Here is a 14,019-nt window from a genome sequence, read left to right on the forward strand (position 1 = left end):
CAATTCTAGTACCTCCTTCTTGTGTTTTTATAGGCATTTATTTAAACTCAAGGTGCATCAATTTCTTTACCATCTGCAACCCTAGTTATTCTTTCTAACATCGTCGGATGGCCATATCGAAACCATTTCACGAGAAGTGGTGGGTTCACTTCATTTAAACCTGCCTTCGTCAATGCCTGAAAAGTACTTACAGCTGCCTCCGGGTCATCTACTAACTCTATTGCATATTGATCCGCTCTCGTTTCTTGATATCTAGAAACGTAATTTGAAACTGGACTTGAAACGAATAGTAAAAAAGAAGTGAGCAATAAAAATAATGGCAACGAATGAATAGCATTTAGTCGCTTGATTTTTAAGATACGTCCAAAATGCTTAATGACCCATGGCATCAGTTTCGCCGTCAACCAAAGCCCTACTAGCATCATTAACAGATAGCCAGCGATCCCGAAATAGATATGTTTCTCCACATAATGCCCCATTTCATGTGCCATAATGAAGAGAATTTCATTATCGGATAATCGGCTTAAGGTCGTATCCCATAATACAATTCTTGCATTTCTCCCAATCCCTGTAACGTAGGCATTTAGCGCATTTGTCTTTTCCGCCATATTCACTTCATATACATGCTCTGTCGGAATATTCGCTTGTTCTGCAACCGCTAAAATTTTCGTTTCTAATTCTTTATCGGTCAGCGGATAGAAATCATTATACAACGGGTCAATAACAACTGGTTGGATGAACATAAGGAATAATGTAAAAGGAATCATTAATAGCCAAGCGTGTAGCCACCATCTCTTTGGTCTTTTATTGATTAGCCAATACAGGACGGTTACGATTAATACAGTCTCTCCAAATGTTATCCAAAAGTCTATGACATTATCCCGCATCCATGATGAAAAAGCTTGCGTACTTATACCGTAATGCTTGCTCAAATGATATCTGTAATAATCTATTGGAAATAATGCGATAAAAAGGAAAACGGATAGTAAAAATATATAAACTGCATTTTGTACGATTGCCCATTTGTTTTTTAATGGAAGCCATCTTTCAAATAATTGAGAAAGCCCAGTGATCAGTATAAATAAATAGATAAGCCACTCAAACGGAGTAATCACAAAAAAGAGGAAATTTCTTATTTTGGAATATTCCTGACTCAGATACATTTCACGATCCGTCATGAAGACTTTCGGATCCGCAACGGTACCTTTCAAAACTGCTGGTATGTCTCCACTTCCACTATGAAAAATATACATATACATTACTAAAGCATATACTCCAAATATCACTAGTGCGGTTATTCCCCATCTTTTTGCCAAATCCTCTTCTCCTCCACAGACTATTTCTTACATTAAGTGTAATCAAAAAGGATAAAGATAGAACCACTTTTTTCAATTAGCTGTATTCTTTCCAATAGAAACAAGTGCAATTAGTAGGTATACTTTTAAATGTAAAACTGTTCTTAGAAAACTTCTGCACCGACAGAATGCATGGTATCTTTGATTTCTTGCAAATTGGTCAGTTCATTTGCAAATAGCTGAAATGACGCTTTATCATGTGCATCAAGTGTTTCGTTTATTTTAAAATTCAAATGTAAAATTTTTAATTCCAAATCTAAAACAGAACAAATACTGCCGTTATCATACAGATCCTCCAAATCTTCCACATGTATAAGAAACTTAAATTCACTATTGACGATTACCCCGATATGCCACCCTAGTATATCGATATATTTCCGCTCATTTGTGATTGTCCATACATCTCCTTGACGGAAGTCAATAACATGTTGGTGCTTTTGTCCCGGACAGCAGCAACTTACTTGATGCTGAAAAAAATCTAGTATTATAAAACGGTCATTCATACGTATTCCTCCTTCATTCATCTTCCCTTTTCATCTTTCTTTAATCAGAAAAATTAAGTAGCGCTGGTCACTGTTTATGTGATATTTCTAGCTATATCGATCTTTCTTTTATTAACACGTAGGTGTTGATGGAAAAAACTCAAATGAAAATGATTATCACTATCATTCGTAATTGTATATGATAATGGTTATCAACGTCAAATTATTTTAGTTTTAACTTTCATATATCTTCCCTTGATTTTCTTTATTGAAAAGAGGCTTTTAAAATATTCCATTCAAATAGCAGCCAAGATATGATAAGGTAAATTATCTACAACTAATGATTAGAAGGTGAAGACCATGCTAGAAGTAAGTGAAAGTAAATTAGCACAGTATGTCGTTCATAATGTAAGCGACACACTTGTTTTAGGTGAAGAGGCATTTTCTCAGCCAGAAGTATTGCTAGAAGCTGCCTTTACACAATTAGCTTTTAACAAAATGGATTTGGAGCAGCAATACGAATTTTTTCACGAAACAAATATCGGGTTAAATGAAATGTATACATATGTGACATCCATTTTCGATAATAACAATAGCTTTCTGGAACAATCAAAACATATCGCCACACATTTACACAGTGTATCAGGGCATCCCAATATTAAAAGTGGAGACTTGTTTATTGGATTGTTCGAAAATTGTTTAATGTCTAATGAAGTAAAAAAGGTAATCGCCATCGTAAAAATAGAAGAAAAAGAAATGTTTTTAGATGTGAAAAACGAGCAAAATAAAATGATTGTAAATGGCGTTGACGGTATTAATGTTAAGAAACTCAATAATATGGCCATAGTCGTAGATATGGGAGCGGATCAAGCACCCGCTGTCTTTATAAAAACAAAAAAGAAAGAAGATGTGATCTACTGGCAAGAACGCTTTTTAAAAATTAAAGTAGTAGATGAACAATACCATAAAACAAATTTAGCGTTAACAGAATGCAAAAAATATATTTTAAAAGAAGAAAGTTTTACGAATACCGAGAAATTAGGGTTTTTAAACAAAACGCTCGATTATTTTAGAACCGAAGAAGAATTTCAGGTACATGAGTTTATCGATACTGTATTTGAAAAGGCAGATCCGGTACAAAAAGAAGTCATCATAAATTCGGTGAAACCGTACGAAACAGTAATTTCCGAAAGTGCGATCGAAAAGGTAGAAAAAACGTATAAGCGTAAAATCAAACTCGATTCCAATATTGAAATTCAAGTAAATGTTCGTGACATCGAACAAGTAGATGATCTAATTGAAGTTGGCTATGATGAAACAACCAATCGAAAGTTTTATAAAATCTATTTTCAAGAAGAAGTATAATCAAACGACAGAATCCCGTAACCCATGAATAGGGGTACGGGATTTAATTTGTACGCTATTACTGGAGAATGAATTATGTACAATTGAATAGTGGAAGAATACGAGCATATTATAAGGCTTTATATCACTCGTTCGTATTTTCTAGATTAAGTTTTAAATTTTCTTTTAATTCTTTCAAAGAGTCTTCGGTCGGAAAGAAATACCATATATCTTTCTTTTCAATCTCACTATACATCTTCTTATCTTCACCAACTAATTGTAATTGTTCAATTGGGTTTGTTTTAATCTTTTGATACATTTTCATTAGCTCAAAATATTTTGATGGGGGAATATTTGTTTGAACGTTCTCTCCAACGTCTTTTATCATATCGTCCATTTTGGTTATATTACTCAAACTTGTGGCTTTATTAATAATATCTTGGATTACTTGTTTTTGACGGGTATTACGTCCCCTATCTCCCTCTATATCTTTTTTTCGCATTCGAACATATGCAAGTGCTTCATTGCCTTGCAACAGCATTGGGCCTTTTGTATATGTCTTCCATTTTAAAGTATCAGCAAGTTGGATATCGACTGTGAATGGTACATCTACGTTAACACCGCCAACTGTATCCACAATATCTTCAAACCCTTGAAAATCAGTGGAAACATAATAATCAATTGGAATTTCTAATAGATTTTCTAATGTATTAATTGTATAATTTATCCCCCCATGCGCATATGCATGATTTATTTTATCTTTCATTCCAATTTCCTCTATATCAACCATTGTGTCACGCGGGATACTGACCATCGATATTTTTTGAGTTTGGGGGTTAACCGTTGTTACAAGTAGCATATCGGAACGCCCGTTTTTTTCTCCTTCTTTACGTTCAATACCTGCCAATAATATGGTGAACGCAGAATCCATATCTTTTATATTTTCAATATTTATCGAATCTTTAATATCCCCGTCCAAAGGCACATACATTTTGGAAGCAGCGTGTCTCGCTTCTAGCGTCAAATTGGTTGCAAAAACGATAACAGCGGATATTAAAAACATAGATAGGACAAGCACTGTATTCAAAATTTTTCTTTTTTTCGTTAATTTTCGCTTTGTTCGACGAGAAATAGTCATATCTTTCCCTCTTTGCTTTTAAAATATAATTTTACTAATTATACTGAAAATTGATTGATATGTATATGAGTGATTGTTCCCTAGATTTGACACAAGATAACTGCTAGGCATTTAACCTTTGAAAAACAATTGGAACAAGTTTATTTCTGATTGTCAAAAATCGAATAATTTAACCGTAATAATATTCAGAAGTTGATAAACATAGATTCCTTATAACTATTTCTCTTAGTTTTTGTCGTTCTTCTGACCTTTTTCTTCTTTCTCTATGTTAAATTTCTTATGTGTTACAATCTTCATAAGTTATTAAACTTGACTAACTAGAGTAAGATTACTTTATGAGTGTTAGACTAACAAAGTAGTGCTGTTTCCAAATTATTTATTTATTATCTTGAAGCCCTATTACAATCCATTCATCTACAATATCCCAAAAATTCACATTATATTCTGGCTTATCATTGGTAAACCATAATGTCGCTACATCATCGATACAGCTGTTTAAATCAATAGCAACATATCCCCCCATGCCATTTTCAAAAAAACCATATGTTGTAGCCATATTAATCCCTAATGGTTCATCTAATTCTTCAAGTATTCCCCATTCATAATCTTCAAAATGAGTAGTGCGTTCCACTGGTACAAGCCCCATAGCTCTACTTGGCAAATAATAAAACCCATTGTGTAACTTTTCATAGAACTCCTTAATAGATTTTGGTACATTAGACCAATTTTCTTGCATTTCTGAAGTATAAAGAGAATTGTTCGGTATACCACCTTCGTAGTAGAGAATCTCTTCATTTTCACTTTTTACGCTGTATAATACTGCATATTGTCCATTATCTATAATAAGTTCAATTTCTAATAAATTCTCTTTCAAGTATGATATAGTATTACTCAATTCTTTTTCACACACATTTTTCCATAACGCTATTAATTTGTCTTTCTTTCTAATTTTATCTGTTTCTTCAAATATTTCTATCCATTTTTCAGGCATATTTTCTTTTTCAATATTAAGCAAGTCTTTGTGAGATACAAACTCTATACTTTTCTGTACTGCTTTAAAAAAGATAATTTATCCACCCGAAATCACTCCTTTTTATTTATCCTATTAAATTCATCTGTCATCTTTTGTATCTCAATTTCTACAGGATTTAGTGAATGTACATTATTCACATACTTAAAAAGCTTAAAATCTTTATTTTCACCAAATGCCATTTTCATTCCTCCTAAAGCATTTTTTTACTTCCATGGTACCTTATCACCAAATTCAATCATTACACCTGTATTCGGATCGTAATAACCATTAGTTGGATTTTGGTAGTTTCCAAAACGAACATCTAAATGATCATTTATATCCGTTGTTCTACCTGAGCCAGGGCACCAATTTACTGATCTCATATGTTGCCCTTTGTTAGCTCATGCACCTTTCAATAAATCTTACGCATCTCCTTTTGTTGTTGACATCATTTCCTTATTTTTTTATCTTTCGTTCTTCTATCCTATTAATTAATCCTAAAAAACCTTGAATAAGCTATTAGCCATTCAAGGTTAAATTAAATAGTTTTTAAACTAAAAATTTTAACGAAGTATCCATTATCTAAAACAAATTTTATTAAATAACTAGTAAATTCGATACTTTCTTTTACACTAAAATACTTTATTGATTTTATTGAATAATGAGATTAATACGTTAGCCAAAACCTTTTTGAAAACACCTTTATGTTAAGTAACGATAGGCCAATTAATTCCTTACAGGTTATCAATTCCTTCTTGAAACATATCTATTACATAATCATCAAATGTATTGTATCGGGGAGATAGTTCTTTCCCACCTCTAATCCAACTAAATACTCTTTCATCATTAACATCAGCCGAATACATACATCTAACAAATTCCCCTGAATCCTCGATAACAATTAGGTTTATATCTAAACCTAATTGTCGCCATCTTTTAGTTGACTTCACTACAGATGCTCCTAATTCGCCTTGAACACCTTCAATTTCAACTCCACATATCCCTCCAGAGCCATAGTTTTTTACGAAATCACGATAGCTTTGTGGAAACTTTAACCCAAGGTTTTCTTCAGCATTACAAATATGTTTCTCTGAAGTCGCACCAAAAAAATCCTTCTCTTCACTATAATCTTCAATCATTTTAAGTATTTTTTTGTCCATAATTAACCTCTTTTCTACTGTTCGTTCGCACGCATTTTCCAATAGTTATTTCTAAAATTATTATACTGTTTTTCCAGCTCTGGATTATTTCTGAAACTATTTCCATCTTCAACCAAACCATGTAATGTAGTGCTATATTTATCATGGGTTGATTCTGCAATCTCAACCATTCCTCCAGGCTCTTTCTGAATTAAATGATGTAGCTCAACTTTACTATCTACCCCATTCTTTACCACATAGGGAGATTTACCTTTTGCCATCAATTCCATGTTTGTCAACCCACCTGCGCTCGCATCTTTTGGTAGGTAAGTTTTATCAATCTCAATTTGGTACACTCTTCTTGAAACATCTACTTCTTTTCCGGCTACTTTAACTGATCCATTTACTTCTATAGGAGTATATTGATCAGGTAACCAATCTAGTTCGATTTTTTCGGAAGATAATTTTGTGGATTTAAGTCTCACATTTCCAACTGGGGTACTTTTACCTATACCCTTCGCTCCAACATCCACATTTATTGTGTCAGTCTTAACATCTCCACTTTTGATCGTCGTAGGAATCTCCGTTTTTACTGGTGGCATATTAAATGTAAAGGCATCAGGCATACCTAATTGATAACGAGTATTGGATAATATATTCAGATGATTTTGTGTTTTACCAAGTGGGCTGTTCACGACGTCTTGATAAATTGGAGAATAGACGGATGCCATTTTCTCCGTATTCACGACATTTCTTGCTTGATATAAATCGTTGCCCTTTTTTGCGAATTTTCCACCCGTACTCGCCCAGCCTACAAAGGGAATCATTGCTCCAAATGAAAGTGCCGCATTCGTTTTATCTCCTCTAAACGAATAAATAACTCCGTTTAAACCATCTGCTATTTCTCCAACTCCTGGGATAAGCCCGGCTACATCTAATACGGTCTGAAAAATATCTAGTCCTACATTTTCCTTCGGTATCTCTGTTTGAACAATCTCTTGTTTATATTCCACTTTAGAAACAACTTCATAAAAAACTGTTTGGCCAACAATATACTCTTTTATCAGCAATCCATTTTCATACTGATGGTATTTTACATTTTCCTCTACGTGTTCTTCGACAGTGTTCACTTTTTTCCCTTCAAGGGATTGAAAAGTAGCTGCAGTAATCATCGTACCAATCAGCTGTTCCTGTTTTTCCACCCATAAGACACCAGGATTTAAGTATACCTTTGGAAACAGCTCCGTTCTAATATGACTTCTTAATGTAAGCACATCCCATTGGCTTTGTACGAAGGTGATGTCCTTTACCCCTGCTTTGAACAGTCCTTCCATATCCGCCAGCCACATGTCCATCGCTTGTAGATCTTGTTCAATGAAATTTAATGCGAATGTTTGGCTCGCATCGAATACATTAAGTCCCGTGACTGTGTCGGTACGCTTCTTCTTTGATTGGATGACTCCCTCCTGCACGCCACTATCATCCAGATGAGGTAGGCTGACAATATCGCTTACCCGATCCGTGATACTGTTTGTCTCGTCCGTCAAACTGGCAGTCAACTGACTAATCTGCATAAGTCCTTCTTCCAGTTCGCCTTCTAGGAATCGTTCTAGTATGTAGCCTGCCGAATCTGGTTCGAACGAGTGAAGAGCTGCCTCCATCTGTTCCAGCACTTTTTTAAAGCTTTGAGAAAACATTCGGAAAAATTGAAGAAACGGCATATGACATTCTCTATAAAAGGAGCGAATGGCATTACCCCCTGCTCCTTTCAATTGCTCCTCCATCTCCACTAGTCCTAACACTGCCTGATAGATTGTGTCTGTTTCACTTCTTAACCTGTCAAGCATCGCAATATTGCGCTGTATCCCATCTTGAAATAAATCTACATCTAATACTTTCATAGGTAATGCCTCATCAAGAGTTTAGAAACAATCACTTTTGAATGATACCGATTTTCCTCATTATACAGTAATGCCCCACACGTGAACATGCTTCTCCTCCTCTAGTAACCTATCAATAGTTATAATATTCCACTTTTAGAATGGAAGGTAAAGAGAGAAGTTGCAATTTTCACAAAAACAATGCTTAAGAATTAAATAGAAGAATTTGGTTCATGACTCTTCTACCACCACCCAAGGAAAATAGTGGTTATTTAGATACGATACAACACGAGACTTAATTATCAGAAACAACCGTGAAATTTTAAGCTTTCACGATTGTTTGGATGAATGGAATATATTAGACACAGGAACTCAGGAAAATGTAAGTAACTTAATCATTTTCTCCCGACCAACTGCACTTATGAGCAAAGGTAATCGGGGTCCACTACTCTGATTCATAACTAACTGATAGACATTATTAAATAAGTCTTTCTGGCTTTCACGCATTCTCTTTTTATCACCTTCGTCGCAAATGGCATAAATTCGATTCATTAAGGAATCCCCCATTAAGGAAGTCTCATTTTTGAGTAACTCTGTTAGTTGGTTCACTTTTATTCGTTGTTCAATCGTTAAACTATTGTAATACAAGATATTATTATCCTGACTAATACTAACCGAACGATGAGGATTCCAATATTTTATCCAATGAGCTACCCTGTCGCTGATCGGATAAATCTCTTCTATTGTATATTCTACTCCCGTTCGACTTAACGTAGTTTGTAATAACTCATCATTAAAACCTATTAGTGAGAAAATACTAGCAACTTGGTTAAAGCTAGGGTGTCTGTCTATTCTACCGGCACAAGCCAACTCCAATGTAAGTAGAATATCTTCTTCTTTTATCAATCCCTTTGCATAAGAGGCCAAGTAGCGGTCATACTCTGTGTAATTGCGCAGTACATCCTCATCAAGTCCGATATGAAAGGAAGCATTCGGTTTGTATTTGGCAAACATAAAAAGAATGAGTTCCGGAGTATAGACTAGTAAAAGATCATTTGGTGTAAGTACGTTTCCAGAGGAGCTAGACATTTTTTGATTTGTCCCTTTTAGTCCGATAAATTCATACGCGGTATAATCAGGCGCCTCATAATTAAAAATTTCTTTGGCAATTGCTTTGGACACATTATAACTACCAGTTGCAGATGAGTGATCTCTTCCCCCTGGTTCAAATACTACATCCTCCATCATCCAGCGCATCGCCCAATCTACTTTCCAATTTAGTTTTATCCTGTTTTTATCACCTAGTGTTTGCATTCCTTTATTACCACAAGTGCACTCGTATTCAATTTCTCCAAGTTCTTCGTTAAAAGAATTTATTGTGGTCGTATCCTTGTTACACCCATCACAATATAAGGTAATAGGATAAAATGCATCACATTGTTCAGAAGAAAAGGCACTGGACTTAAAACGCATGAGTATCTCGTATATCTCTTTTCTTTTTTTCAATGCAGTCCATATATGGGGCGAATATCGTCCAGATTGATATTCCGCACTTTGATATATAAAGTCGGGTTGGATGCCAAACGCTTGTAAGGATTGTTCAAACTCCTTTTCAAAATAGTTAGCGTAACTTCCATCGCCAAAAGGATTGGGGACATCCGAATATGGCATACCAACAAATTTTTCATAAAATGATGGTACATTTTGGGGGACCTTTCTCAGTCTATCAAAGTCATCCCAAGAAAAAATAAACCTCGTTTTTTTACCTAAGCTTTCTAATGCTTTCACTACAAAAAAAGTTGTTACGACCTCACGAAAATTGCCGATATGAACAGAGCCTGAAGGGCTAATTCCAGAGGCACAAGTAAACACCTCTTTCGTAGGATGTTGTTCAATTAATCTTTCCGCTACTTGATATGCCCAGTGCATTTACTCCACCTCTTTTTTTATTTTTCATTCCACTAGTTTAAATAAATAAAAAAACTCCCACCTCCCAAGATTTTCATCTTGAGGGCGAGAGTTTGAATCCGCGGTACCACCTCAGTTTACTTATTGATCACTCAATAAGCCTTATCAGGTACGGCCATAATGCGATACCTTATCCCTATAACGGGGGAAACCGTCGTAGCATCCCTAAGACTAGCTTAGATCCGTACGAAGCTCGGAGTTTTTTTTCAATAAGAATTCCCATCCCTCTTTTCACCAACCAAGGGTCTCTGTAATGCTGCATCTTATCTAATCGTCTCTTCATCGCTAATAAGTTATTGTTACTGATAATAGCAAATTAAATTTAACCTTTCAAGTTATTTTTTTTCGAAAAGTCAAATTATTCATTGTTGATCGCCTTACTAAAATAGGGCTATCCATGAATGAAGAAATCCTCAAACGAAACTGTGAAAGTAATACATCCGATTAAGAAGGAAGCATGCCTTTTCAACGCAACCTCGACCAGGTAAGGGGGCGTAAGTACTAGACTTGTCGGCACCACCATTTAATTAGCTTGTAATTTTTTTAAAGTACATATTATGAAATTAATTCAGCCTAGGTTATTATTACATACATAAAGATAGCTTCTAAGGAATTTCAATAGCAGCAACGAAACACAAATGTTCCAAAAAACTTTAATTTACATTATAGTTGGTAACCAATCTAATCGTACTTTAAGGTTTTTACAAAATTGCGATACTTGAAGAACCTCCATAGACTTATTAATGTCCGCTCTCCTCTTTTTTAACGATTGCAGGGGTCTTCTTTAGCATTGTCATTTTTCTTTTCTTGAAGAAATTATTTATCATGGGAGTTTAAGTATAATTTTTCACAAAGTTTATTAGCTTTTTGTTCACTTATTTTGTTTAGCACTAAAAATACTGATACCAGACACAACACAAAGCAACAACAGTAATAATAATCTTAACCAATCCATTGTAAGCCAAATGTCTCCGCCGTTAACAATATCAGGGCTTAAACCATACTCATCAACAAAAATCCCTAAATTCCAAAATAATTTAAGCGAGATAAGTAATGAAAAAAAACTTAATAAGAACACTGTAATCGATAATTTCCGTTTCCCCATTGTAATATCCCCTTTTGAATAATAATTTTTACTAAATAGTGCCTTGGCTTTTTAGAAGCGCACCTGTTACCGCAATAAGGACTTTTAAAATCCTAATGTTATTTAGAATTTCTTATGACTTTAAAAGACAAACTCGACAAAACAAATGAAACAGCTATTAGAATTGGAGTTACAACAAAAATTCCTAATAGGTCAGTTTTAACATTCCAAGGCACAAAAGCATTCCAAAATACCCCCATAAATTTCCATAGTGCTATAAAGATTAATATTGCGAATACAAAATAAATATTTTTTTTGCTAATACTTGATTCATCTTATATAAACCCCCAAAATATTAAAATGTTAGTTGTTATAAATTACAATATCCTTGTTCAACTAAACTGCCTAATAGCTTAAGTCCAATCCTTCACAATCCATAGTTATTTTAACATAAATATCCAATAAAAAAATCACCTCTCACAAAAACTAGAGTGGTGATTTTAACCATCTTTATTAAATTCAAACTATACTTTGAATTCTATAAGATTTCTTATAAATATCAGTAACCCACTTTAATATAAAGTTACCAACTTTAATGTTATTGGACAGAAAAAGACCCGTTCTAAAAATATATATTAGACTTTGATTACAGGCTTAGCGATATATTCCGTGTTTTCTTCTATGAAATCAAATAACTTCTGACCAACACCTTCTTTTCTACCAGACTCAATTTCTTCTACAATATGGGCAACGAGACCAACAGCTCTTGCCGCAACGGCGAAAGATTTCATTACTCGATAATCAAAATCCATATCTGCCAATATTGCACCAATTGCTCCAACGGCATTTAAGGTAATTGGCTTCCCTTTTCGTTCATTAAATTGGCGACTAATTTCATTTATAGTTTCGGAGTTCTTCTTATAGAAACCAAGTTCTTTCGCGATTTCAAATAACTTCACGGTTCTTGGATCAACAGGTCTATGGATTGGATGACCAAATCCTGGTAGTTGTTTCCCTTGTAGCTCTAAATCATCTAATATTAGTGTAGCTAGTTCCGCAGCACTCTTATCAGCCCCGTGTTTCTTGAATCCATCCTCCAACATTTCTGCCACTTGTTCCATGGCACCTAGATATACCGATCCTGCACCTAATAACCCCGCCGCTACAGCTGCTTGAACTGCTTCTGGAGCTCCTAAATAGGTAAGTCTTGTAGAGATGGAACTGGGAGTGAAACCATGTTCACAAATTGCAACCATTACTGCATTCAACATTCTTGATTCGCCTTCTGTTGGCTTTTTATGTTTGGCACCTAAGAATGCCATATCTGCAAGCGTTATATTCCCTATCAAATCGTCTACTAGATTGTATCCATGTACAAAAATTTTATCAGTTTCTGAAATCCCTACTTTAGTTTCAAATTTCATTTTTCTTCCTCCTTTTCATTAAACTGTTACAGTTGTTCTTTTAGCATTGAATTTTTTTCTTAATTGATTGGCAATAATATTCTTTTGAATTTCAGAAGTTCCTTCATAAATTCTCGTAATTCGTGCATCCCTGTAAAAGCGCTCAATTGGATAATCTTGCATGTAACCAAGACCTCCATGTATTTGAACCGCTTTATCCGCGATGCGACCATATACTTCGGAACCATATAATTTAGCCATTGAAGCTTCTCGGATAACATTCATTCCTTGATCGACCATCCAAGCAACTCGATAAGTCATACTCCGTAGAGTTTCAATTTCTAAGTCCATTTCAGCTAAATAATGTTGAATAATTTGCTGTTCAAAGATAGGTTTTCCGAATTGCACTCGTTCCATAGCAAAATCTAACGATAGTTCTAGTAATTTTACACAGGAACCTAGATTACGTGCAGCAAGTCCTGCTCTACCATTAGCAAGGATTTTTAATGCATTTACATATCCTTGCCCTACTTCACCTAAAACATTTTCAATAGGTATTTCACAATTTTCAAAAAATAATTCCACTGATTGTACACCGTGTAAGCCCATCTTCGCTTCCTTTTTACCGACGGTGAATCCAGGTGTACCTTTTTCTAAGATGAAAGAAGTTATCCCTTTCGCACCCTTACTTGGATCTGTTACAGCCATAACTGTAAATATATCAGCAATTGTTGCGTTGGTAATATAATGCTTTGAGCCATTTAAAATATATCTGTCTCCCTTAAAAACGGCAGTAGTTTGTATATTCGATGCATCCGAACCAGCACTTGGCTCAGTTAAAGCGAACACACCAATATGTTCGCCTGAAGCTAATTTAGGTAAATACTTTCGTTTTTGTTCTTCATTTCCCATCTCAACAATACCGACAGTACCAATTCCCGTATGTCCCCCAATAAGAGTCGTATAAGCATTCGAAGTTTTGCCTACTTCCTCCAAAACGGCAAATTTCCCAACAGTATCTAGACCAAGCCCACCATATTCTTCTGGAATACTTAATCCAAATAACCCCATTTCCCTACTCTTATCTACAATAAATTGTGGTATTTTATCCGTTTTCTCAATTTCATTCGCATATGGATCTACTACATTGTAGACAAAGTCACGTACATTTTTAATAATTAAATTAGTTTCCTCAGAAAATTCAAAGTTCATTA

13 protein-coding genes and 1 other annotated feature are annotated in these 14,019 nt (G+C 34.7%); of the genes, 1 reads left to right on the forward strand and 12 read right to left on the reverse strand.

The genetic code is table 11. The features are described from left to right. Window positions 1–47: 47 nt before the first annotated feature. Together ACIQYS_RS04920 and ACIQYS_RS04925 are read right to left on the reverse strand one after the other, a co-directional pair. Window positions 48–1,316, reverse strand: coding sequence for a M48 family metallopeptidase (locus ACIQYS_RS04920; protein ID WP_402975731.1), 1,269 nt, complete (start codon window positions 1,314–1,316; stop codon window positions 48–50). A 143-nt stretch (window positions 1,317–1,459) separates the two neighbouring features. Beyond that, window positions 1,460–1,858, reverse strand: a complete 399-nt coding sequence (locus ACIQYS_RS04925) for a hypothetical protein (protein ID WP_402975733.1) — start codon at window positions 1,856–1,858, stop codon at window positions 1,460–1,462. A 339-nt stretch (window positions 1,859–2,197) separates the two neighbouring features. Between ACIQYS_RS04925 and ACIQYS_RS04930 the strand changes: the two genes are divergently transcribed. Further along, complete coding sequence (locus ACIQYS_RS04930; protein WP_402975735.1) at window positions 2,198–3,202, forward strand: nucleoid-associated protein; 1,005 nt, start codon at window positions 2,198–2,200, stop codon at window positions 3,200–3,202. Between the two features lie 124 nt (window positions 3,203–3,326). Here ACIQYS_RS04930 and ACIQYS_RS04935 read toward each other — a convergent pair whose 3' ends face one another. The 10 genes from ACIQYS_RS04935 to ACIQYS_RS04980 all read right to left on the reverse strand — a co-directional run bounded on the left by ACIQYS_RS04935 (window position 3,327) and on the right by ACIQYS_RS04980 (window position 14,017). Then, window positions 3,327–4,319, reverse strand: coding sequence for an LCP family protein (locus tag ACIQYS_RS04935; RefSeq protein ID WP_402975737.1), 993 nt, complete (start codon window positions 4,317–4,319; stop codon window positions 3,327–3,329). Between the two features lie 376 nt (window positions 4,320–4,695). Beyond that, window positions 4,696–5,310, reverse strand: coding sequence for an SMI1/KNR4 family protein (locus ACIQYS_RS04940; protein WP_402975739.1), 615 nt, complete (start codon window positions 5,308–5,310; stop codon window positions 4,696–4,698). 92 nt (window positions 5,311–5,402) lie between these two features. Beyond that, complete coding sequence (locus tag ACIQYS_RS04945) at window positions 5,403–5,531, reverse strand: hypothetical protein (RefSeq protein ID WP_402975741.1); 129 nt, start codon at window positions 5,529–5,531, stop codon at window positions 5,403–5,405. 24 nt (window positions 5,532–5,555) lie between these two features. Next, entirely contained in the window at window positions 5,556–5,714 is a 159-nt protein-coding gene (locus ACIQYS_RS04950; RefSeq protein ID WP_402975743.1) for a hypothetical protein, read from the reverse strand. 351 nt (window positions 5,715–6,065) lie between these two features. Next, window positions 6,066–6,491, reverse strand: a complete 426-nt coding sequence (locus tag ACIQYS_RS04955; protein ID WP_402975745.1) for an SMI1/KNR4 family protein — start codon at window positions 6,489–6,491, stop codon at window positions 6,066–6,068. 14 nt (window positions 6,492–6,505) lie between these two features. Continuing rightward, window positions 6,506–8,371 (reverse strand): T7SS effector LXG polymorphic toxin, encoded by a 1,866-nt coding sequence (locus tag ACIQYS_RS04960; RefSeq protein ID WP_402975749.1) that lies wholly within the window; start codon window positions 8,369–8,371, stop codon window positions 6,506–6,508. 351 nt (window positions 8,372–8,722) lie between these two features. After that, window positions 8,723–10,279 carry a lysine--tRNA ligase gene (lysS, locus tag ACIQYS_RS04965; RefSeq protein WP_402975751.1) on the reverse strand — a complete coding sequence of 519 codons (1,557 nt, stop codon included), beginning with the start codon at window positions 10,277–10,279 and terminating at the stop codon, window positions 8,723–8,725. Window positions 10,280–10,356: 77 nt separating this feature from the next. Further along, window positions 10,357–10,610 (reverse strand) — a binding site (T-box leader). A gap of 579 nt (window positions 10,611–11,189) precedes the next feature. Beyond that, the gene (locus tag ACIQYS_RS04970; protein ID WP_402975753.1) at window positions 11,190–11,423 is read right to left on the reverse strand and encodes a hypothetical protein; all 234 of its coding nucleotides are present in this window, start codon (window positions 11,421–11,423) and stop codon (window positions 11,190–11,192) included. Between the two features lie 614 nt (window positions 11,424–12,037). Then, window positions 12,038–12,826, reverse strand: coding sequence for a citryl-CoA lyase (locus ACIQYS_RS04975; RefSeq protein WP_402975755.1), 789 nt, complete (start codon window positions 12,824–12,826; stop codon window positions 12,038–12,040). A gap of 18 nt (window positions 12,827–12,844) precedes the next feature. After that, on the reverse strand, window positions 12,845–14,017 hold the full coding sequence (locus ACIQYS_RS04980; protein WP_402975757.1) for an acyl-CoA dehydrogenase family protein: 1,173 nt from the start codon (window positions 14,015–14,017) through the stop codon (window positions 12,845–12,847). Window positions 14,018–14,019: the final 2 nt, after the last annotated feature.

Source organism: Psychrobacillus sp. NPDC096426 (assembly GCF_044762745.1).
Classification (GTDB): Bacteria; Bacillota; Bacilli; order Bacillales_A; family Planococcaceae; genus Psychrobacillus.